The organism is Rhodococcus sp. LMD (assembly GCF_056108245.1).
On record NZ_CM148557.1, the window covers coordinates 2,906,714 to 2,928,655 of the forward strand.

The 21,942-nt window shown below is 71.4% G+C and carries 17 protein-coding genes; 2 read left to right on the top strand and 15 right to left on the bottom strand.

Going from position 1 to position 21,942, the window contains the following annotated elements; all coding sequences use genetic code 11:
- The first annotated feature begins 107 nt into the window (after positions 1-107).
- On the top strand, positions 108-239 hold the full coding sequence (locus ACWPQI_RS13340; protein ID WP_017681335.1) for a hypothetical protein: 132 nt from the start codon (positions 108-110) through the stop codon (positions 237-239).
- Positions 240-672: 433 nt separating this feature from the next.
- Here the strand turns inward: ACWPQI_RS13340 and ACWPQI_RS13345 are convergent, their stop codons facing one another.
- The 13 genes from ACWPQI_RS13345 to acsA all read right to left on the bottom strand — a co-directional run bounded on the left by ACWPQI_RS13345 (position 673) and on the right by acsA (position 19,337).
- Positions 673-1,878, bottom strand: a complete 1,206-nt coding sequence (locus ACWPQI_RS13345) for a cytochrome P450 (RefSeq protein ID WP_048771058.1) — start codon at positions 1,876-1,878, stop codon at positions 673-675.
- Between the two features lie 23 nt (positions 1,879-1,901).
- Complete coding sequence (locus ACWPQI_RS13350; RefSeq protein WP_029540103.1) at positions 1,902-2,861, bottom strand: PDR/VanB family oxidoreductase; 960 nt, start codon at positions 2,859-2,861, stop codon at positions 1,902-1,904.
- A 99-nt stretch (positions 2,862-2,960) separates the two neighbouring features.
- The gene (locus ACWPQI_RS13355) at positions 2,961-3,722 is read right to left on the bottom strand and encodes an IclR family transcriptional regulator (protein WP_029540102.1); all 762 of its coding nucleotides are present in this window, start codon (positions 3,720-3,722) and stop codon (positions 2,961-2,963) included.
- A gap of 28 nt (positions 3,723-3,750) precedes the next feature.
- Positions 3,751-5,100, bottom strand: a complete 1,350-nt coding sequence (locus ACWPQI_RS13360) for an MFS transporter (RefSeq protein ID WP_010595304.1) — start codon at positions 5,098-5,100, stop codon at positions 3,751-3,753.
- Positions 5,101-5,631: 531 nt separating this feature from the next.
- Positions 5,632-10,203 (bottom strand): cation-translocating P-type ATPase, encoded by a 4,572-nt coding sequence (locus ACWPQI_RS13365; RefSeq protein WP_225223406.1) that lies wholly within the window; start codon positions 10,201-10,203, stop codon positions 5,632-5,634.
- A 171-nt stretch (positions 10,204-10,374) separates the two neighbouring features.
- A complete protein-coding gene (locus tag ACWPQI_RS13370) occupies positions 10,375-12,162 on the bottom strand; it encodes an ABC transporter ATP-binding protein/permease (protein WP_010595302.1) in 1,788 nt (595 codons plus the stop codon).
- Positions 12,163-12,556: 394 nt separating this feature from the next.
- Entirely contained in the window at positions 12,557-12,997 is a 441-nt protein-coding gene (locus tag ACWPQI_RS13375; RefSeq protein WP_017682388.1) for a DUF4383 domain-containing protein, read from the bottom strand.
- A 173-nt stretch (positions 12,998-13,170) separates the two neighbouring features.
- Positions 13,171-13,659 (bottom strand): ANTAR domain-containing protein, encoded by a 489-nt coding sequence (locus tag ACWPQI_RS13380; protein WP_228287193.1) that lies wholly within the window; start codon positions 13,657-13,659, stop codon positions 13,171-13,173.
- A gap of 343 nt (positions 13,660-14,002) precedes the next feature.
- Entirely contained in the window at positions 14,003-14,275 is a 273-nt protein-coding gene (locus tag ACWPQI_RS13385) for an acyl carrier protein (protein WP_010595299.1), read from the bottom strand.
- A 9-nt stretch (positions 14,276-14,284) separates the two neighbouring features.
- Positions 14,285-15,517 (bottom strand): dihydrolipoamide acetyltransferase family protein, encoded by a 1,233-nt coding sequence (locus ACWPQI_RS13390; RefSeq protein ID WP_102031170.1) that lies wholly within the window; start codon positions 15,515-15,517, stop codon positions 14,285-14,287.
- 9 nt (positions 15,518-15,526) lie between these two features.
- Positions 15,527-16,501, bottom strand: a complete 975-nt coding sequence (locus tag ACWPQI_RS13395) for an alpha-ketoacid dehydrogenase subunit beta (protein ID WP_017682176.1) — start codon at positions 16,499-16,501, stop codon at positions 15,527-15,529.
- Positions 16,498-17,511 (bottom strand): pyruvate dehydrogenase (acetyl-transferring) E1 component subunit alpha, encoded by a 1,014-nt coding sequence (gene pdhA, locus ACWPQI_RS13400; RefSeq protein WP_017682175.1) that lies wholly within the window; start codon positions 17,509-17,511, stop codon positions 16,498-16,500. The genes ACWPQI_RS13395 and pdhA overlap by 4 nt, the downstream gene beginning before the upstream one ends.
- The gene (gene acsA / locus ACWPQI_RS13405) at positions 17,508-19,337 is read right to left on the bottom strand and encodes an acetate--CoA ligase (protein ID WP_017682174.1); all 1,830 of its coding nucleotides are present in this window, start codon (positions 19,335-19,337) and stop codon (positions 17,508-17,510) included. The genes pdhA and acsA overlap by 4 nt, the downstream gene beginning before the upstream one ends.
- A gap of 266 nt (positions 19,338-19,603) precedes the next feature.
- On the opposite strand from acsA, the gene ACWPQI_RS13410 reads away from it, so the two are divergent.
- On the top strand, positions 19,604-20,086 hold the full coding sequence (locus ACWPQI_RS13410; protein ID WP_010595294.1) for an adenosine-specific kinase: 483 nt from the start codon (positions 19,604-19,606) through the stop codon (positions 20,084-20,086).
- A 170-nt stretch (positions 20,087-20,256) separates the two neighbouring features.
- On the opposite strand, the gene ACWPQI_RS13415 is transcribed toward ACWPQI_RS13410, so the two are convergent.
- Positions 20,257-20,907, bottom strand: a complete 651-nt coding sequence (locus tag ACWPQI_RS13415) for a nucleoside/nucleotide kinase family protein (RefSeq protein WP_048771048.1) — start codon at positions 20,905-20,907, stop codon at positions 20,257-20,259.
- A gap of 65 nt (positions 20,908-20,972) precedes the next feature.
- The gene (locus ACWPQI_RS13420; RefSeq protein ID WP_102031171.1) at positions 20,973-21,926 is read right to left on the bottom strand and encodes an NAD(P)-dependent alcohol dehydrogenase; all 954 of its coding nucleotides are present in this window, start codon (positions 21,924-21,926) and stop codon (positions 20,973-20,975) included.
- Positions 21,927-21,942: the final 16 nt, after the last annotated feature.

Below are 21,942 nucleotides of genomic sequence, written 5' to 3' on the forward strand. Positions count from 1 at the left end.
TCCGTGTCCGCGCCGTCGTCCGGCGAGGTCCCCCGCGCGGACGATTCGTCGACCGTTCTTTCCTCGTTCGTCAACTTCGGTTCATCCGGCGTCCCTACGGTCGAGGCATGTCGAACCCGATGGTCGCAGTGGGCCCGGATGCGGTGGTCGGCGCCGTGGTCCGGCTGCTCACTCCCCCGCTGTGCGAGCTGTACGCCGTGCTGATGCGCGCCGGTGTGGTGGTCGTCGTCGACGACTGACGCCGGCGGCGTCGGTGACAACTGACGCCGGCGGCGTCGGTGACAACTGACGCCGGCGGCGTCGGTGACAACTGACGCCGGCGGCGTCGGTGACAACTGACGCCGGCGGCGTCGGTGACAACTGACGCCGGCGGCGTCGGTGACAACTGACGCCGGCGGCGTCGGTGACAACTGACGCCGGCGGCGTCGGTGACAACTGACGCCGGCGGCGTCGGTGACAACTGACACCGGCGGCGTCGGTGACAACTGACACCGGCGGCGTCGGTGACAACTGACGCCGGCGACGTCGGTGACAACTGACACCGGCGGCGTCGGTGACAACCGCCCGGCTCGGCGTGTCAGGCCGAACCCGAAGGGTGCACTCGGTGAGCCGCCGGGTGTCGGTGGTGGGCCGATCGAACTCGCGGGGCACGGTGTCTCTGTGCCTCGTCGCTCACGCGAGTCGGACGCGGATCGGCACCGACCGCCACGAGCGGAGGGTGTTGTTCAGGTGCCGGTGCACCGGACCGTCGACCTCGATCGACTCGACCCGTGTGGCCAGCGCCGTGAGTAGCGCCTCCGATTCGAGACGCGCGACGTGCTGGCCGACACACTGGTGGATGCCCATCCCGAACCCGACGTGACCGGACGGGTCGCGCGCGAGGTCGAACGCGGCGGGCCGCTCCCAGCGTCGGGGGTCACGGTTGGCCGCGCCGAGGAACAGCAGAACCTTGTGGCCGTCGGGGATGACGGTGCCGCCGATCTCGATGTCGCGGGTGGCGGTGCGGAAGAAGGTCTGCACGGGCGACTCCCAGCGCACCGCCTCGTCGAACGCGGTCCGCGCCAGCGACGGATTCGCCCGCACCGCTCGCCATTGCTCGGGGTGGGTAGCGAACGCGTACAGTACGGCAGCCAGCCCGTTGACGGTCGTGTCGACCCCTGCGGTGAGGAGCGACCGAACAATCAGGGGTGCCTGGTCGTGGGTGATGTCACCGCGATCCGCCGCGGCCCAGATCTGCGCTCCGAAACCGCCCTCGGTCAGGACGTCGCGCACGCACTGGGCGTTGACCCAGGCCGACAGATCTCGGATCCGCGAGATACCCCGGTCGACCAGGCTGTTGGCGGGGCCGAAGGCATTGAAGGTGTGGTCCCCGTACGGCAGCAGATTCTCCCGCCCGGCGTCGGGTATACCGACGGCGTCCGGGAACACCCGCAGCGGAAACGCCGCGGCCAGGTCGGTGACGGCATCGAGTTCGGTTCCTCGGGTCAGGACCTCGTCGACCAGATCCTCGGCGTCGTCGATCCAGGCGTTCCGGAGCGTGCGCAGCGCGCGGGGACCGAGGATGCGGGTGAGGAGCGCACGGGGGGCGTCGTGGTGCGGCGGGTCCGCCTCGAGCAGCAGGCTCGGTGGCCGCCAGGGCTTCTCGTAACGGAAGTTGCTCAGTCCGACACCCGCGGCGGACTGGAACGACTGCCAGTCGGTGAGGGCGGCGTGCACCTGCTCGTAACGACCCATGCCGAACACGCCGAGACGGTCGAGGCGGACGACGGGCCCGGCCTCGCGAAGTTCCTCCTGGAACGGTAGGGGGTTGTCGAGAACATCGAGGTCGAACGGGTCGGCGTCGCTGATCGGTGTTCCGGTCGGTGCGAGAGTTGTCATGGCGAGATCCCTTGGTGAGGTGGTCAGAGGTCGAGTACCAGGCGGTCGGAGCACGATCGCGAAACGCAGACGAGCATGCAGTCCACGGCCGCTCGTTCGCCGTCGTCGAGTACGGAGTCGCGGTGGTCGGGCTCTCCGGCCAGGACCGTGGTCTCACAAGTTCCGCAGGTGCCTTCGCGACACGACGAGAGCACGCCCACACCGGCTGCCCGCAGCGCGTCGAGCACGCTCTGCTGCGGCGTGACGGAGATCGTGCGGCCCGACCTGGCCAGTTCGATGTCGAAGGGGCTGTTGCGGACCGGGGCCGGCTGCTCCCGAGGGACGAAGCGTTCGAGCCGCAACGCGCCCTTCGGCCAGGACGTGGCGCGGGTCGTGAGCGCATCGAGCAGCGGTACCGGACCGCACGCGTACACCTTCGCGCCGGCCGCCGCGGCTTCGGTGGCGACGTCGAGGTCGAGTCGACCCTTCTGGTCCTGGGGGACGAGGGAGACCCGCTCGCCGTACCGCGCGAGTTCGTCGCCGAATGCCATCGTGTCACGGGTACGGCCGCCGTAGAGGAGGTGCCAGTCGGCGGCGATCGAGTCTGCTTGCCGGATCATCGGCAGCAGTGGGGTGATGCCGATGCCGCCGGCGAGGAACAGGTACCGCGACGAGGGCACCATCCGGAAATTGTTGCGGGGACCGCCGATACCGACGAGATCGCCGACGGCCAGGTGATCGTGGATGTACACCGACCCCCCGCGGCCGTGCGGCTCGCGTAGCACGGCGACGCGGTAGGTGTGGGCGTCCCAGCGGTCGCCGCACAGCGAGTACTGGCGGGTGAGTCCGTTGGGCAGCATCAGGTCGATGTGCGCACCCGGCGCCCAGTCCGGCAGGCGCCTACCGTCGGGATGGGCGAGCGTCAGGGCAGTAACACCCTGTGCCGCAGACTCTTTCGCAATGACTCGCACAGCCGACTCCGTGGCGGCAATGTGATCGGACACGACAAACTCCTCTGTCTCGTCGTCGGATCGAGGATGGTCCGGACCGTGAAGTTCACACCAGACGTTTCTCGATCATTGAGAGAAAATGTGTGCGGCGGGTTACCGGCTCGGCGGCGTCGGGTGGGAGATCACTCGGGATATGCCTCGAGCGGCGGCCTGCAGTGCCGGGATCTGCGCGTAAGCGGAGGGGTCGTTCGGCACGATCAACCCCAGTGCGGCGACGACCTCCTCGGACGCCCCGCGGACGGGGACCGCCACGCCGGTGGTGTCGGGGTGGAGGTGGCCCGCGCAGAGCGCGTATCCCTGTCTGCGGATCTGCGCCAGCGCAGCACGCAGATCCCGGGGGGTGTGGATGGTGTGCTCGGTGAAGGCGCGCATCGGCGCGTTCATCACCTCGTCCTGCACCTCGACCGGACTGTGCGCGAGCAGCACGAGCCCGGACGAGGAGGCGTGCAGTGGTAGCCGACCGGCGACGCGCGTGAAGTTGACGGCTGCCCCGCGCGCGGTGAGTCGTTCCAGGAACAGCACCTCGGTGCCCTCCCGGACCGCCAGCTGGGTGTGCTGGTCGACCACCGCGTGCAGGTCCTCCATGAACGGACGCGCCGCCTCCCGCAGGCTCACCGTGGGTGACGACCGTGAAGCCACCTCCCACAGGCGCACCCCGACCCGCACTCGACGACCGTCACGTTCGAGCCATCCGCACCGGACGAGTTCCTCGATCAGCCGGGAGGCGGTGGCGACGTGCAGGCCTGCGCGCCGGGCGATCTCGGAGACCGTCAGCGTGGAATCGTCGATGCCGAACGCCTCGATGACGCGTGCCGCGCGGGCAAGCACAGACTCTCCCGTGGGAACTCGCGCCACGCCCACTCCTCTCCACGGCCGCCCGGACTCACACGATGGTGAGTTCACCCTCGACGGTAGTCACGCCGCTTCGCGCCGTGACACGAACAACGGAGACCACCACCCCTGCACCCAGGAAAGCGACGGCGACAAGCAGGTACAGCTGGGTCGCGGTCCATCCGGCGTCGAGGAACCCACCCGCGACGATCGGTGACATGATCGCGCCGATGCGTCCGACGCCGATGCCCCAGCCCATGCCGGTAGCGCGCAGGGAAGGCGAGTACACGGCCGGGGTCAGCGCGTAGAGCCCGCCGATGCAGCCGTTCACGACGACGCCGATCGCTGCACCGAGGACGAAGCCCACCGCGACGGTCCCCATGGCAGGCACGAATACGGCGAGCAGGATCGCCGACGCGACCAGGTATCCGACCAGGACGCGTCCGAGGCGGAACCGGACTGTCAGCACGCCGAGGAGGGCGGTGCCGAAGATGCCGCCCAGATTGAGCAGCACACCGCCGGTGATCCCCTGCGTCGCGGACATCCCGGCCTCCACCAGCAGCTTCGGCGTCCAACTCGTCACGAAGTAGAAACCGAACATCGTCAGGAAGAAGGCACCCCAGATCAACAGGGTGTTCCGACGCTGTCCCGGGACGAGCAGGGCGGTCGGTCCGACACCGCGCTTCCGGGCATCGGCAGTGGCAGGGGCCGGGGGCAGCGCGCTCACCGGCGAGTGGCCCGCGCGGACTGCGAACGAATTGATGCGCTCGAGTGCGTTCGCCGGGCGGCGGGCGAACAGGAAGTCGAGGGACTCCGGCAGCCGGAACCAGACGAGCGGGATCAGGGCCGCGGTGCACACACCGCCGAAGAGGAATACCGAACGCCAACCGGACGAACTCTGCAGGACCACGGCCACCACGCCCCCGAGTGTCGCCCCGACCGCGTAGCCGGTGGAGTTGAGGGTCACGGCCAGGCCGCGAAAGCGATTCGACGCGAACTCACTGGAGATGACATTGCTGCTGGCCAGGATTCCACCGATGCCGATACCGGTGAGCACGCGCAGCGCGCCGAGTTGGCCGGCGTTCTGGCTCACCGCCGAGATCAGCATGCCGGTGGACGACAGAGTCAGGCAGACGAGGATCATGGTCCGGCGACCCACACGATCCGCCCACGGCGCGAGGGCGATCGAACCGATCGCCATTCCGAACAAGCCCGCACTGAGCAGCAGACCCAGGACCGATCCTGAGATGCCCCACTCCTGCGAGACGGATTGGGAGGTGAAGGCCATGACGAGGACGTCGAAACCGTCGAGCACGTTCAGCGCTACACACAGTGCGACCGCTGTCCACTGGAACCGACTCATGGGGCCGGTGGCGATACGGTGGCGCAGATCGAGTTCCACGCGAATCTCCTTGCGTTGGAGGGATGCCGGGCACCGGGGAACAGTGCCCGCGGAGCGACAAGAAGCATCACCGGCTCGGATGCGGCGTCGCTACGGAACTCTCAATGGTTGATAGGAAATCATGTGCGGCACATCTCAGTGCCGGCCCTTTGTGTTCGAGGCCATTGCCCACGGGCCGGATCGAGCGGCGTCGACCTCATCGGCATGTCGCCGGGTGCCCAGGGCGCTGTGTGGACGGGGTGCCCAGGGCACTGTGTGGGCCGGGTGCCCAGGGCACTGTGTGGACGGGGTGCCCAGGGCACGGTGTGGACGGGGTGCCCAGGGCACGGTGTGGCCACCGAGCATCGATCAGCGCGCCTCGAGATCCATGCACGGACTCCCCTCGGCGTGGGGTCCGGCCGGGTCGGGTGTCGACGGTGTACCAGGCCGGCGGGCGAACATGTAGGTCGACGGATGGACGGCCCGGGGGTCCGGCGGTGAACTCGGCGCCCCGCGTGGTACGCACGGCGAGCGCGTCGGCCGGCCTCGCGACTACTTCTCTCCCCCTGCCGGCGCGACCCGAGGGTCCGTGGCTGCCGGGGTCTCGGAAGCGTCTCCGGGTTCTCGCGGCGCAAGCACCGACGTCACCACCGCGCCGATCGCCGGTAGCCGTTGCGCGGCGGTCGAGGCGACGGCGGCGAGCACGGTGGCTGCTCCCGCGCACCCGAGTGCCTGGGTCCACCCCACCGGGCCGATCGGCACGCAGCCCAGCAGTCCGCTCACCCCCGGCGTGCTGATCAGTGCGGCCATCACGGCGAGCGAGCCGAGGACGGTGCCGACGACGAGGGGGCTGCGCGAGTCGAGCAGGGTCTGCCCGAGCTGAGCGCCCACGAGCGCGACGAGCGCCACCGTCGATGCACGCGCGTTCGAGCCCGTCATCCGTGCCATGGCCCAGGCCGCGGTGGCCGCGGCCGCGGTAGTGGCGCCGCGGACGGCCACGGTGTGCAGGAGCGCGGACTCGTCGGGCCGCGGCGCGGGACCGGAGCCGTCGATGCGGGGGGTACTGACGGCCAGGGCCGCTGCCGGGAGCGCGTCGGTGAGCATGTTCACCAGCAGCAGCTGCCGGGCATTGAGCGGGGAGCGGCCGGTGACCAGGCTGCCGAGTAGCGCGAACGCGACCTCACCCGCGTTGCCGCCGAGCAGGACCGCCACGGCGGCCTGGACCCGCTGCCACAGCACGCGGCCCTCGTCGAGCGCGTCGAGCAGACCCGCGACGCGCCCCTCGAGCAGCACGACGTCGGCCGCGCCGCGCGCGGGGTCGCTGCCGTGGGAAGCCACGCCGATTCCGACGCTCGCGGCGCGGATCGCGGCGGCGTCGTTGGCGCCGTCGCCGACCATGGCGCACACGTGTCCGGCGTGTTCGAGGGTTTGCACGATCTGCACCTTGTGCTCGGGGGACATCCGCGCGAAGACGAGGCACTGCTCCACGGCGTGCTTTCGTTCGGTGTGCGAGAGCCCGTCCCATTCCGCACCACTGAGTACCTGATCCGTGCCGACGGGCAGGCCCAGTTCGGCGGCGATCGCGACGGCGGTCACCGGGTGGTCGCCGGTGACGAGCCGGACGGCGACGCCCTGCTCGAGCAGCGCGGGCAGCAATCCGGCCGCGTCGGCCCGCGGTGTGTCGGACAATCCGATCAGCCCGACGTGCCGCAGCCCGTTCCCGCACAGTTCCGCGAGGGCATCGGGATCGTCCGTCGCCCAATCGGTTTCGGAGTGGTTCAGGTCACGCTGCCCCACCGCGATCACCCGTAGGCCCTCGGCGGCCAGGGCGTGCACCCGCTCCCGGAGTTCGGGGCTGTCGTCACCGTAGGCACCGAGCATCGTCTCCGGGGCGCCCTTGACCGCCAGGTGGTTTCCGGCGATCGCGGCAGCGTAGGCCCGGCCGGACCGGAACGGCAGGTGGGCGGTCCGTTCGGCGGCCCGGTCCGCGACGGCGGCGGCATGCGCGGACTCGACGATCGCGACGTCGGTGGCGTGCTCGGGCGCTCCCCCGTTCGCCGGGATGCCGGTGCGGGCGGCGTAGGCCAGCACGTCCTGCCGGGTGAAGCCGGGGGCGGCTTCGACCGTGACGACTCGCAGACGGTTCTCGCTGAGTGTGCCCGTCTTGTCGAAGCAGACGACGTCGACACGGCTGAGGGCCTCGATCGAGCGGGGTGCGCGCACGAGGGTCGAGCGCTTGGTGAGCCGGCGGGCGGATGCGACCTGAGCGAGGGTGGCTACGAGGGTCAGCCCTTCCGGCACGGCCGCAACGGTGACCGCCACACCGCTGGTCACTGCCGCGCGGATTCCGGTGCCGCGCAGCAACCCCAGTGCGGCAACGAGTACGCCGCCGCCGAGGCTGACGGGCAGCGCGCGGCGGGTGAGGGTGCTCAGGCGTGCCTGCAGCCCCACTTCCCGGACCTGTGCGGGCGCCATCGCGGTGGCGCGACGGGCCTCGGTAGCCCCTCCCACCGCCGTCACGATCGTCACCGCGGTGCCGGTGAGCACGGTGGTGCCCGCGTAGAGCATGCAGGCGCGTTCGGCCAGCGGCGCCCCCGGCGTCGATTCACTCTGCTTGGCGACCGGAAGCGACTCCCCGGTCAGGGCCGACTCGTCGACCTCGACCCCGTCGGCGTGGACGATGCGCCCGTCCGCGGGCACGACCTCGCCCGGACGGACCTCGACGACGTGTCCGGGGCGCAGCCCGGCCGCGGGGACCCCGACGTACCGCCGGTCCCCGCGCGGGCCGGCGACGCGGCGGGCAGGTGGGTCTTGCACCGCCAGAAGCCTTTTCAGAAGACGTTCGGCGCGCAGACGCTGGGCGGCCGAAAGCGCGGCGTTGAGCAGCAGTACGGATCCGACGAGTACGGCATCGAGCGGCGATCCGAGCACCGCGCTCGCCGCGGAGCCCGTGGCGAGGACCGGCGTCAGCGGGTCCGCCAGTTCGGTGCGCACGGCCCGGGTGAAGTCGGCCGCGGATCCGAGCGGACGGACACCGACCCGCCGGACGCCCCGCACCACGCGCATCCGGGTCCGCGCTCGCCACCCGGAGTCCGCTGCGGGCGTGAGCAGGTCGCCCGGTGCGGGGAGGAGCGCGCAGACCTCGTCCACCGGAAGGGCATGCCAGTCGTGGGCCGAACGTGGTTGCGGCAGCGGCGCGGCCAGCGCGGCGCGGGCCGCCGACGTTCCGGCCCACAACCCGGCCGCGGCGCCGGCGGTGACCGACTCCGGACCGCTGCCGGGCACGCCGGGCACCATGAGCAACGTCCCGAGGGCGGACGCGTCGCGGGCGATCTCCACGCCGCGCCGGCTTGCGGTCCGCGCGGCCGGGAGCGCGTGCAGGATCCGCCACGCGCCGGTCAGATCGCGAATCATCACGTCCGCCGACCAGGGTGGGCGGTGCCCGTCGCGGAGGACACCGAGGCCCACGTCGGCCAGGCCGAGAGCCTGCGCTGCCTCGACGGTGAGGACCGCGACGGTGCAGCCGCCGCGTTGCAGCTTGTCGACGACGTCGAACAGGGTCGTGTCCATCGACTCGGCGACGGGTTCGAGACGGTCGAAGCCGTTCCGCAGTGATCCCATCGCCTCGTCCTCCGCGGAGACCACGGCGATCCCCGCGCGTCGGGCGGCGGCGAGCACGGCGGAGGCGTAGCGGTCGTGGACCGGTCCGATCAGTACCTGTGCGTCGGCGGGAAGGTGCCCGGGCGCGTCCGGCACGGCGGAGACGGGGTGCCGGCCGGCGGTCAGGATGCCACGGTCGACCGCCGCCCGAGCCCGGTCCCACACCGCGCTGCGGTCGCGGTCGGGGACGCCGTTCAGTCGCGTCACCGTGAGGGCGGAGGTGTACAGGGCGCGGGGGTCGACGACGAGCGCGTCGACCTGGTCGAGACGGCGCAGCACGTCCGGGCGCAGAGTCAGCACTCCGCGGGCGGCGAGCCCGCGGGCGAGGGTGGCGGCGAAGGATTCCCGCGCGGTGCGGGTGGCCTTGGGGACGGCGACGAGCGCCGCGGTGCCGGCGGTGGCGGGTTTGCCGGTCAGCATCCCGGCCGCTGCCGCGCCGGCGAGTCCGGCCCAGCCGGCGCGGTCGGTGTAGCGCTCGACCACTCCGGCCGCCGGTTCGGTGGGACGGGCCGGACGATGTGGGCAGTGGGCCACGGCCGCGTGGGCGGCGAGTTCCGGTTCGAAGTCGCGCCAGGCGCGCCGCATCGCCAGTGTCTCGCCCACGAGGACGGTCCGGGTGACGGCTTCGACGGCGGCCGACGCCGGTGCGAGGGTCAGGGTGTGCAGCACGGTGGTCCCGGCGGCCAGCAGCAGGTCCGCCCTGCCGGTCCCCAGTGCGGATTCGACGAGGGCGCGGATGCGGGGGTGATAGTCCGACACGAGCACCGGGGCGGCTGCGGCGCCGGGCAGGCGCGGCAGGCGCAGACGGCGTCCCGTCGCGGTCAGTACCAGCCCGGTGACGGCGGCGGCCGCGGACACGCCCCGCCGGACGAGCAGGACGTCGTCGCCGGGCAGCCCGGGCGGGGCGGCGGGGTGTTCGGTGGCGGCGGAGTCCTCGGTTGGGACACAGTGTTCGGTTGCAACACAGTCGGTTTCGACGCGCTCGACGATGCGCCGCAGGGCGCGGTCCGTAGGTCCGTCCGGGTCCGTGGACACCACGAGGCGGCACCAGGGGCGGTGCAGTTCGGCCGTGGCCACGCCCGGGGTGGCCCGGATCGCGGCGAGGACCCGGTCGCCGAGCGCCGCGCCGTCCGGGCCGTCGAGGCCCCGGACTTCGATCCAGGTTCGGGCACCGTTCGCCGCGCAGCGCCGGGCGGGGCGTCCGCTGCCCGCTTCCCGGGCGACGTCGGCGACGAGATGGAGGATCGCCGCGGGGGCCGGCGCGGCGACCGCGGCGACGGGGGCACGGAGCAACGCCGTCCCGACGCCTGCCGCCGTGGCGGCGCCGACGACGGCGGCGTCGAGGGCGACGCCGGCACCGGCGGCCGCGACCCGGACGCCGCCCCGCAGCGCGGATCCGGGAAGGGACATCAGGGTGGTGACCGACCGATGCGGGCGCCGCCGGCGGGAAGTTCCGTGGTGCATGGTGTCCTCCTCGGCTGGCGCACGCGCATTCCGGCCCGGGACCGGGCACCGGTGCCACTGCCGGCCGTTCCCGTCGGCCGTCGCCGGCATCGAGGTCACCGATCCTTCAGCGTAGTTCGGTCGCCGCGCGGTGTGGACCCGAGTCGGGCAGATTCGCCGGGCGGCCGGGTCTCAGCGGACGCTCTCGGTGACCGTCCAGCGTCCCTCCCCCTGCAGTTCGAGGACCCGGTCGTGGAACGTGTCGAGGGTGCTGCGGTGCCCGACGCTGACGATGACGCTGTCCGGCAGGGCCTCGCGGAGGGTGCGATAGAGCGCGTGTTCGAGCCCTTCGTCCACGGCGCCGGTGGCCTCGTCGAGGAACACCGTGCGCGGCCGGGCCAGCAGGACTCGTGCGAAGCCGAGGCGCTGCTGCTCCCCGGGCGAGAGCACGCGCGCCCAGTCGGTGTCGTCGTCGAGACGTTCGGTCAGGTGCCCGAGGTGCACGCGGTCGAGCACCTCGCCGAGTTGCGCGTCGTCGGGCATCGGCGGACGAGGGTAGGACAGGGCTTCGCGCAGCGTCCCGAGCGGCACGTAGGGATCCTGGGACAGGAACAGCGCGTCGCCGATCGGACGCGCGATCCGGCCGTGTGCGTACGGCCAGAGCCCGGCGAGGGAGCGCAGCAACGTCGTCTTGCCGCTGCCGGAAGCGCCGCGCACGAGCAGGGCCTCGCCGGGCGGGATGTCGATGTCGAGGCCGGTCACGAGGGGACGGCCGGACGGGGTCCGGACGTCGAGACCGTGCATGTCGAGTGTGTCGCCCTGCTCGGTCGCGACGAGGACGGGCAGCTTCGCCGCCTGCTCGGTGGCGTCGAGCAATCCGTTGAGCCGGATGGTGGTGGCCCGGAACGCGGCGAAGTCGTCGTAGGACTCGCGGAAGAAGGACAGCGATTCGTGGACCTGGCCGAAGGCGTTGCCGGTCTGCATCACGTCGCCGAGGGTGATCTGTCCGGCGAACAGTCGCGGCCCCTGGATGAGGAACGGGAAGATCACCGCGATCTGGTTGACGGTCAGGTTGAAGCCGTCGAACTTCAGGATCCGGAACACGATCCGCCACCAGTTGCGGATCACCGCGGCGAATCGGCTCAGCAGGCCACCCCGCTCGACACCCTCCCCACGGTAGAAGGCGATGTTCTCGCCGTACTCGCGGACGCGGACCAGGGCGTAGCGGTAGGTGGCGCCGAGCTTCTCGTTGAGGAAGTTCAGGCGGATCAGCGGCCGGCCGATCCAGAACGCCACCGCGGTGGTGACCAGCACGTAGAGATAGACCAGGAACACCATGGCACGGGGGATCTCGGTGCCGAAGACGGTGATCGGGCCCGACAGGTCCCACAGGATGCCGGTGAAGCTGACGATGGACAGCACCGCGGTGACCGCTCCCATCGACAGGATGCGGGTGGTGGTGACGAAATCGGTGACGTCGACCTGGATGCGCTGATCGGGGTTGTCCACGGGCGGATCGACGAACCGGTCCCGGTAGAACGCGCCGGTGTCGAGCCAGGTGTCGACGAGCCGGTTGTTCAGGTGGGTGCGCCAGTGGATGTCGAGGGTCTGGCCGAGCAGGTACGCGACGAGGCTGCGCGCCACGTGGATGGTGGCGAGCACGGCGAACACCCGCATGAACCGCCAGAACGCCGCCTCGTCGAGATTCTGGATCGCGGTGTAGAAGTCGTTGTACCAGTACGAGAACAGCACGTTGACCCGCACCGCGAAGACGGTGAACAGCAGAACCAGGGCCACGAGTCCGAGCGGGCCGAGGCCACGGCGGGGATCGAAGTAGGGCTGCGCGATGCGCCACCACTGCCGCCCCCAGTGGGTTGCCCGTGCGAGCAGCGCCACCACGACGACGAACACCACCGCTGTGATCACATACGCCTTCAGCGTCCACCAGGCGCTGTCGACGAGTACATTTCCCCACTCCATCGGTCGCCACTCCCGTCTGCCGCGCCATCGCGCGATCCATGCGGACGATTGTGGCCCCCGTTCCGGGTGCGCGACGCCGATTCGGCGGTCGACCACTGCGACGCGACCGACCGCGCGGTCCTCGCCACGAGTTTCGCTGCGGCTCCGGACCGTGCTGCTTCACCTCGGGCACGGCGGGTATCCGACGGTCATGGAAATTCTGGGAATTCTCATTCTGGTCGGAGTGGTCGTCTACGTGGTGGTCCAGCGTCGCCGGAGCGGGCCGCGGAGGTGAACGCCGCTCGGCAGGCGCGCCGCGGTCGAGGCCGATCGCCGCGTGTCCGTCGGCGGGGTGGTGCGAAACGCGGCCGGTCCTCGCCGCGAGCGGCGAGGACCGGCGGTCGAGGGGTGACGGTCAGCGGGTACCGGGCACGGCGCGGTGCGTCGTGGTCCGGCGGGTGAGGAGGTAGCCGAGGGCGATCATGCCCACCCCGAGAACGAAGTGCAGCCAGTCGTCGGCGGAGTTGACCGGCACGAAGTTGGCCGAGCTGTCCTTGTCGATGATCAGGCCGTAGAGCCACAGCACCAGGTAGATGATGCCGCCGCCGATGAGGTAGGACCGGGCGGCACCCACCGTGCGGGCCATCGCGACGCCCGCCACGCCGAAGAGCAGATGCACGATGTTGTGGAGGATCGAGACTTCGAAGATCCCGAGCAGGAGGGCCTCGGACTCGTGTCCGGCGAACGTCATGGTGTCGTAGTTGGTCGTGATTCCGGGAATGAACCCGAGAATGCCGACGAGGAGGAACACCACGCCGACAGCGAGGGCGGCTGTCTGCACCGGTGTCCGGGTCATAGTTCGTCCTGCGTGCTCGGCCATGGCCGGCTCCTTTCGTTCGAACACGTGACCGGAGCCGGATCGGCTGCGGCTGTCGGAGTGATACCTCCGGGCACACCGGCGAAACCTCGCTTTCGGGGTTTTTCCCGAATCGGCGGCGGGCCGCACCTCACCGGGTGGGCCCCGCCCGGTCACGGCCCCGGGCGTGGGGGCCGACCGGTGGGGACGGGCCGGGCGACGAGGCGGGCCGCGATGTCGCGCAGCTTGACGTTCTCGTGCTGCGACTGCCGCACCAGCACGGCGAAGGCCTCCTCGGCGGTCAGTCCGCGAGCGGCCATGACGATCCCGACCGCGCGGTCGATCGTCGGACGCGACCGCAGGGCGCGACCGAGTTGCGCGATCTCCGCCCGGGCGCGGGCACCGCGTCGGGCCTGCCGCAGCGCGGTTTCCACAGCCGTCGTGAACACCTCCACCAGCGTCTCGTCCAGCGAGTCGAATCCGTGGTCGTGCTCGCTGTAGAGGTTGAACGAGCCGGCTGTCTCCTCGTCGATCCGCAGGGGGCGGCCAGTGAGCTCGCCGTCCCGAACTGTTCCGCGCGCTCCGCGAATTCCGGCCAGCGTCGCCGCGTCTCCGCGCGGTCCGCGCGGACCACCCGGCCGCTCCGCGCCGCGTCGAGGCACAGCCCTGCACCGGCGAGGAACTGCGCGTGGTCGAGTTCGTAGACCAGCGGATTGCTGCAGACCTCGGTCTCGAGCCGACCGTCCCGTACCACCGTCACCCCTGCGCTCCCGGCGTCGGGCACGATCTTCACGACGTTGCCGACGAGCCGCCGCAGGAGTTCGGGCAGCTCGTCGCCCTCGTCGAGCGAGTCGGACAGCCTCCGCAGCGCCACGGCGATCTCTCCGACTCGCCCACACAGAGGGTTGTTCCCGGCCATGTCCCCGTCCACGACTGCATCCTCGTCGGTCGTTGCACTCCCCAGCATGCACCCGGCCGGGCGGTCGGGGACCCGATCCGGGGGGTTCACTGGCCGAGGCGCTGCGCCAGATAGTCGACGAGACCGTCGAGCGTGCTCAGGTGCGCGTAGTCCGCCTCGGGGATGTCCACTCCGAGCGACGATCGCAGGCCGATCAGCACGTTCAGCCAGTCCATCGAGTCGAGGTCGACCTGTTGGCGCAGCGGCCGGTCCCCCGCCAGTTCGAGATCCTCGATCTCGGGGGCGACGTCGGCGATCGCGGCGACGACGGCGGCGCGGAGGTCGGCGGGTTCGCCGGTAGCGGTCTCGTCGGTGGTCACGATCTCACCTCACAGTCGTTCGGGGTGCTGGAGCAGTTCGGCGATCTCGGTCAGGAACAGGGCGCCGCGCCGGCCGTCGCTGACCCGATGGTCGGCGGCCAGGGTCGCGGTGACCGCCGATACGGGCCGCACGGTGTCGCCGTCGACCCACGGGCGCCGTGTCGGCTTGCCGAAACCGACCAGCGCGACCTGCGGCGGGTAGATCACCCCGTACACCGACTCCACGCTCTCCTCCCCGAGGTTGGTCACGGTGACGGTGGGGTCGGACATCTCCGAGCTGCGCAACGATCCGGCCCGGGCGCGCTTGACGAGGTCGGCGAGAGCCGCCATGAGTTCGGGCAGGGCGAGGTCGGCGACGTCGTGGATCGCCGGGGCGATCAGCCCACCCTGGCGCAGGGAGACCGCCACCCCCACGTGTGTGGCCGGGGCCGGGTGGAACTCGTCGTCGGTCCAGAATCCGCTCATCTCCGGACAGCGCCGGGTGGCCAGCGCGACCGCCTTGATCAGCAGCGCCGCAAGCAGGACGCGCTCGGTGACCGGCCGTTGCGCGTTGTAGTCGGTGAGCCAGTCGAGGGCGCGTGTGAGCGGAATCTGCTCCGAGAGGTAGTAGTGCGGGATCTCCCGTTTGGACCGTCCCATCGCGGATGCGACGGCGCGGCGCATCTCGGCGGCCTTGTCGACGGGGGTCTTCGCCGGAGCCGCGGCGGGCGGGGGCGCCGGGGCGGCGGATGCGACCGCGGTACGGGCGGCCGCCGCCCGATCGACGTCCTCGATCGTCACCGACTGCCAGGGCCCGGTGCCGGTCACGGTGTCGAGGTCGACGCCCAGCGCCCGGGCCTGCCGGCGGGCGGCCGGCGAGATCCGCCGCCGCGCGGCCGGCGCGGGCCGGGTGGCGGGGGCCGCACCGGCGGGCGCGGGAACGGGGGCCGCCACAGCCGGTGCGGGGACGGGTGTCGCAGCCGGGGCCTCGGACGCCGGGATCCCGTCGACGGGCGGAGCGTCCTCCCCGAGTTCGAGCATCGTGGCCATCGCCGCGCCGATCGGCAGGGTCACGCCCGGCTGCGCGAGCAGCCGGTGGACGACCCCGTCCCGCCAGATCTCGACCTCGACCTCCGCCTTCGCGGTGTCCACCGAGGCGATCACCTGGCCCCGCTCGACCGTGTCACCGGGTGCGACGCGCCATTCGGTCAGGGTGCCCTCGTCCATGTCGGCGCCGAGGGACGGCAGGGTGAACTCGAACACGTCGCCTCCTCAGTTCTCGCCCGTCAACGCCAGCACGGCGGCGACGATCTTCTCCGGTTGCGGGATCGCCGCCTGTTCCAGGTGCCGGGCGTAGGGCACCGGCACCTCTTCGCTGCACACCCGGGCCACGGGCGCGTCCAGGTCGTAGAACGCCTCCTCGACGATCCGGGTGGTCACTTCGGCGGCGAGGCCGACGCTGCGCCAGCCTTCGTCGACGACCACCACCCGATGGGTGCGGCGGACGGAGTCCACGACGGTGGCGGTGTCGAGCGGACGCAGCACCCGCAGGTCGACGACCTCGGCCTCGATGCCGCTGCCCGCGAGCGTTTCCGCGGCGGCGAGGGCCTTGCCGACGGTGCCGCCGTAGGCGACGAGGGTCACGTCGCCGCCGGGCCGGAGCACCCGCGCGCGGTCGATGTCGACCGGTTCGTCGGGGTCGACGTCGGCGGTGGTGTTGTAGAGCAGGGCGTGCTCGAACACGACGACCGGGTCCGGATCCGCCAGGGCGGGGGCGAGCATTCCGCGGGCGTCCTGCACGGTTGCCGGGGCCAGGACCCGGATGCCGGGGATGTGTGCGTACCACGCCTCGAGGCTGTGCGAGTGCTGCGCGGCCAGTTGCCGTCCGGCCCCGGTGGCCATGCGGATCACGATCGGCACGGAGAACTGGCCGCCCGACATGTGGCGCAGCGCGGCGGCGGTGTTCACGATCTGATCGAGGGCGAGCAGGCTGAAGTTGACGGTCATGATCTCGACGACGGGGCGCATCCCGCCGAGGGCCGCCCCGATGCCCGCGCCGACGAACCCCAGTTCCGACAGTGGGGTGTCCCGGATGCGTTCGGGTCCGAACTCGTCGAGCAGGCCCTTGGTCACGGCGTACGTGCCGCCGTACCGCCCGATGTCCTCCCCCATCAGGAACACTCGCGGATCGGTGCTGAGCGCGTCGTGCAGGGCGGCGCGCAGGGCTTCGCGATAGCTGAGTTTCACGGCGCCTCCCCGGCCGGTGTGGTCACATCGCGCAGGAGGTCGGACTCCGGCTCCCAGGTGCCGGCCTCGGCGAAGGCGACGGCGGCGTCGACCTCGGCCGTGGCCTGCGCGTCGAGGTGCAGGAACTGTTCCTCGGTCAGCAGATTCAGCGCCTTCAGCCGCGCCGAGAACGTGTGGATGGGGCCGCGTTCCTTCCAGCGTTCGACCTCGGCCTTGTCCCGGTAGAGTTCGGGATCGAACATCGAATGGGCGCGGAATCGGTAGGTCTGGAACTCGACGAACATCGGTCCGCCGGTACTGCGGACGTGGGAGACCCCGGCCCGGGTCGTCTCGTGGACGGCGAGCACGTCCATCCCGTCCGTCCGGAGGGTGGGGACACCGAACGCGGCGGCCTTGGCGCACAGGTCGGTCTGCGATTCGGACCGGGCCAGGGCGGTGCCCATGGCGTACAGGTTGTTCTCGCAGCAGAACAGGACCGGCAGCTGCCACAGGGCCGCGAGGTTGAGCGCTTCGTGGAACGCGCCCTCGGCCATCGCTCCCTCGCCGAAGAAGCAGGCGGTGACCCTCGGGGCCGACTGCATCTTGTCGGCCAGCGCCAGGCCCACCGCCAGCGGCAGGCCGCCACCGACGATCGCGTTGCCGCCGTAGAAGCGGGTGGCGGCGTCGAACAGGTGCATCGAACCGCCGCGACCGCGGGAGCAGCCTTCCTGCTTGCCGAACATCTCGGCCATGATCGCGTTCATGGACAACCCGTGGATGAGGGCGTGCCCGTGTTCACGGTAGGTACCGACGACGGTGTCGCCGCGATCGAGTGCGTGCAGGGCCCCGACTGCCACGGCCTCCTCCCCCACGTACAGGTGCAGGAATCCGCGGATCTTGCCGGCGCCGTAGAGTTCGGCGGCCTTCTCCTCCATCCGCCGGATGCGCAGCATGTCGGCCAGCAGCCCGAGCGCGAACTCGCGGTCGTAGGGGAATCCGGCGGCGTGAGCGCCGATCCGGTCGCTGGTCATCCGGCCACCTCCGGGGTCTCGAGCGTCGAGGTGTCGCCTTCGGCGAGGCCGAGTTCGCGGGCTTTGAGCAACCGGCGCAGCGTCTTGCCGCTGCGGGTGTGCGGCAGCGAGTCGACGAAGGTGAGTTCCTTCGGGGCGACGGCCGCACCGAGCTTGACGCGGGCATGCCCGATCAGCTTGCGGCGCAACGCGTCGTCCGGTGCCACGCCGCGTTCGAGGACGACGAACGCCTTGACCTTCTCGCCGAGGATGTCGTCGGGCACACCGATCACGGCGGCTTCGAGGACGGCCGGGTGCGCGGCGAGCGCGCTCTCGACCTCGAACGGTCCGATGAGATGCCCGGCGGATTTGATGACGTCGTCGGCGCGGCCGACGAACCAGAAGTATCCGTCGGCGTCGCGGCGCGCGAGGTCCCCGGTGAGGTACAGATCGTCGGCGAAGCACTTGCGGTACCGCTGGTCCTGGTTCAGATAGCCGCGGAACATCGAGGGCCAGCCGGCCCGCAGCGCCAGTTCCCCTTCGGTGTCGGGCTCGGTGACCTCGTGCACGGTGCCGTCCTCGTCGCGGCGGACGATCCGGGCGTCGACCCCGGGCAGCGGACGGCCCATAGAGCCGGGCTTGATGTCGAACGCCGGTGTATTGGCGATCATGATGCCGCCGGTCTCGGTCTGCCACCAGTTGTCGTGGATGGGGAGTCCCAGCACCTCGGTACCCCACCACACGGCGTCCGGGGCCAGCGGCTCGCCGACACTGGCGACGAACCGCAGGTTCGGGAACCGGTAGCGCCTCGCCACCTCGGGTCCGGCGCGCATGAGCATCCGGACGGCGGTGGGGGCGGTGTACCAGACGCTGATCTGCTGGTCCTGCAGGATCCGGTACCACCGTTCGGCGTCGAACTCCGCCTCGTCGACGATCGAGGTGACGCCGTGCAGCAGCGGCGCGACGATGCCGTACGACGTGCCCGTCACCCACCCCGGATCGGCGGTACACCAGTAGATGTCGTCGGGGTGCAGGTCGAGGGCGTACCGGCCGGTGGCGTAGTGCGTCACGACGGCCCCGTGCACGTGCAGCGCCCCCTTCGGGGTGCCGGTGGTGCCGCTCGTGAAGTGCAGCAACGACGGGTCGTCGGCGGTCGTGGGGGTGAGGTCGGCGGCCGGTTCGGCGGCCTCGAGCAGTGCCCTCAGGTCGAGCGTGCCCGGCACGTCGGTGGGGGCGCCGCCGTCGCCGACGAGCAGCACGTGTTCGAGGGTCGGCACCCGGTCGCGCACCGCGGCGACGCGCCGGTGGTACAGCGCCTCCGTGGTCACCAAGACCTGCGCGGAGCCGAGTTCGAGGCGGGTGACCAGCGGTTCGGGACCGAAGGCCGAGAACAGCGGGGTGACGACCGTGCCGTTGCGCAGGGCGCCGAGGACAGCGATGTACAGCTCGGGGATCCGGTCGGCGAACACGAACAGCCGGTCGCCCTTGCCGATCCCGAGGTCGCGCAGGACGCGGGTGAAGCGGCGGACCCGGTCGGCGAGGTCGTGGTACGACAACTCCGTGACCTCGATGCGGCCGGTTGCGTCCCCCGGTGCGAGGAACCGGAGCGCCGGCCGGTCCCGCAGCGGGCCGTCGGCGTGCCGGTCGACCGCCGACCAGGCGATGTTGCATCCGCCGCCCGGCGGGCCCGGCATCTGCGCCGCCACCTGCTCCCACGTGAATCGAGCGCAGGTGGTCTCGTAGTCCGACAGGTTCGGCGGGACCCGCAGTTCGCCGGCCGTCTTGCGGATCACCGCGTCGCTGCTCGTCGTCACGGCCGCTCCCTCCGTTCGCGTCGAGCCGATCATGCGCCGCCCCGGACGACCGGCATAGGGGCATTGGTCCTCACGCCCCGCATCGTGGGCGTGCGGTGCCGGCGGTCGACCCGCCCGGGTCCGAGGGAAAAAGTCCTCCGGACGGTCGGATCGGGATGCTCCGTGCCGGGACGCCCGCCGAAGGTTCGGCGGTAGAGCTTCCGTTCGGCGCCGACTGCGGGATCGTTGCCCCGAGGGGCGCGGCCGGGCAGACTGACTGGCGACGTCTGTCGGTCCGCAGGGCATCCGAGGAGGCGATCGTGGAGTTGCACATCGTGGCGATCGACAAGCCCGACGACATGAACGTCGTCGTCGGGCAGGCCCACTTCGTCAAGACCGTCGAGGATCTGCACGAAGCACTGGCCGGGGTGAGTCCTCACCTGCGGTTCGGCGTGGCGTTCTGCGAGGCGTCCGGGCCTCGCCTCGTGCGCTTCTCCGGCAACGACGACCGGCTCGTCGAGTTGGCCCGGCGCAACGCCCTGGCGGTGGGCGCGGGTCACTCGTTCTTCGTGTTCGTCGAGGACGGGTACCCGGTGAACTTCCTGAACACGTTGAAGCAGGTACCGGAGGTCTGCGGCATCTTCTGCGCCACGGCCAACCCGGTCGAGATCATCGTCGCCGAGACCGATCTCGGTCGGGGCATCGCCGGGGTGATCGACGGAAACCCGCCCGTGGGCGTGGAGACGAGCGCCGATGTCGCCGACCGCAAGGCCCTGCTGCGGACGATCGGCTACAAGCTCTGACGGCGGGGACAAGGGACGCGGCGCGCGGAGGGTCCGTTCGTCGCCGGCCCGGGCTCGACCAGGCGGCACGTGTGTGCGGTCTTCCGGCTGTCCGGCCTCCGGGCCCGCCCGGTCACGGGTTCATCGCCCCCGCCCGGTCACGGGTTCATCGCCCCCGCCCGGTCACGGGTTCATCGCCCCCGCCCGGCTCGCCGGTCCCCGCCGACCGCACCGGCAGCGTGCATCGCCGGCCGGTCCGGGTGGTCGTACCGCACGACGATGTCGGCGTCGGCGGCCGTCGCGGCGTCGTGCCCGAGCAGTGGCGGGATCGTCCAGCGGTCCTCGGCGGGCGTCAGCCGATCCAACGCGGCCTGCGACATCGCGAGGTGCACCGTGACGTCGAAGCCCAGTCCCCGACCGAGCAGCATGGGCCCGGCGATCGTCAGCACCTGACCGTCGGGAGCGTCGATCCGCCGCGCGCGTGCCGACCGGTCCTCCACCTCGTCCCACAGTTTCGGCAGCCACCGTCCGTTCTCCCGCAGGCCCCGGACCACTTCGCGGTCGAGCGCCCCGAAGTCGAACCAGTTCGCGCGGTAGCTCTCCTGGTCGGTGCGCCCGTGCTCGAACCGGAGCGAGGCCGGGCGCACGAAGTCGTGCAGCGACAGCACGGCCGCCGGCCGCCCCTCGACGCGCAGGCGGGCGGCCACCTGCTCGGCCAGATCCAGCGGTGCGGCCGCGTCGGCGGCGGAGATCGCGACACACACCCGTCCGTGGTGCCCGGCGGCGCGCTCGGCGATGGCGTCGGCAAGGACGGCCGGGCTGATGGGGGTGAACATCGTCATCAGCCCAGTTTCCGGCATCGCAGCGCCGCCGGCTCGGCAGAATCCTCGGCTTCGAAGCGGTGCGGTCACCCCGCCGGTCGGACGACGAGGTTGCCGACCTTGTGGCCGGAGTCCACTCGCGCGTGGGCCGAGACGATCTGCTCGAGTCCCCCGATGTCGTCGGTGACGGTGACGAGCCGGCCGGCGGCCGACAACTCCAGGAGGAACTCGAAGTCCTCGGTTCGCTCGGGCGCAGCGCCCGCCTTGACATCGGCACCGGGGCGCAGCGTCTCCCACAGGTTCGCCACCGCAAGCAGCAGAACGCCCCCGTCGGTCAGGAGCGTCCGGCCGGACGAGGGGGTGAGGTTGCCGACGGTGTCGAGTACGACGTCGAACCGGTCTGTCAGGTCGGACACCGGGGTGACCGTGTAGTCGACGACCGTGTCGGCGCCGAGTCCGGCGACGAGGCCGACGTTGGGCGTGCTGGTGACGGCCGTGACGGTGGCGCCGAAATGCTTGGCCAGCTGGACGGCGCTGGTTCCGACCGCACCCGACGCCCCGTTCACGAGCACCGAACCGCCGCGTCCCGCCGCGGCCTTGTCCCGCAGGAAGTGCAGCGCGGTGCTCCCGCCGAACAGCAGCGCCGCTGCATCGGTGTGACTGACCGCTGCCGGTTTGCGGACCACCCGCTCCGCCGCGACCGTGACGTACTCCGCGTGCGTCCCCATCGCGAGTCCGGTCATGCCGCACACCTCGTCGCCGCGGGAGTACCCGCCGACCTTCACCCCGACCGACTCGACGACACCGGAGAAGGTGCTGCCCAGGATTTTTCGCCGGGGCCGGAACACACCGAACATCAGTCGGGCGAACGGTCCGTACCCGCTCGGGAAGCGAGCCGCGCGGATCCGCGAGTCCGCGGCCGTCACGGCCGCGGCGGCGACGCGGACAAGGATTTCCGCGTCCCTGGGGGTCGGGGTGGGCACCTCTGCGACGCGGACGACGTGCGGTGGCCCGTACCTGTCGACAACTGCAGCCTTCACAAGCCCTCCCTTACAC

Bases quoted from the DNA above. Each gene is read 5' to 3' on its own strand.
- pdhA (WP_017682175.1), bottom strand. From the start codon at position 17,511: ATGACCAGCGACCGGATCGGCGCTCACGCCGCCGGATTCCCCTACGAC.
- ACWPQI_RS13340 (WP_017681335.1), top strand. From the start codon at position 108: ATGTCGAACCCGATGGTCGCAGTGGGCCCGGATGCGGTGGTCGGCGCC.
- ACWPQI_RS13345 (WP_048771058.1), bottom strand. From the start codon at position 1,878: ATGACAACTCTCGCACCGACCGGAACACCGATCAGCGACGCCGACCCG.
- ACWPQI_RS13365 (WP_225223406.1), bottom strand. From the start codon at position 10,203: ATGCACCACGGAACTTCCCGCCGGCGGCGCCCGCATCGGTCGGTCACC.
- acsA (WP_017682174.1), bottom strand. From the start codon at position 19,337: ATGATCGGCTCGACGCGAACGGAGGGAGCGGCCGTGACGACGAGCAGC.
- ACWPQI_RS13375 (WP_017682388.1), bottom strand. From the start codon at position 12,997: ATGACCCGGACACCGGTGCAGACAGCCGCCCTCGCTGTCGGCGTGGTG.
- ACWPQI_RS13415 (WP_048771048.1), bottom strand. From the start codon at position 20,907: ATGACGATGTTCACCCCCATCAGCCCGGCCGTCCTTGCCGACGCCATC.
- ACWPQI_RS13370 (WP_010595302.1), bottom strand. From the start codon at position 12,162: ATGGAGTGGGGAAATGTACTCGTCGACAGCGCCTGGTGGACGCTGAAG.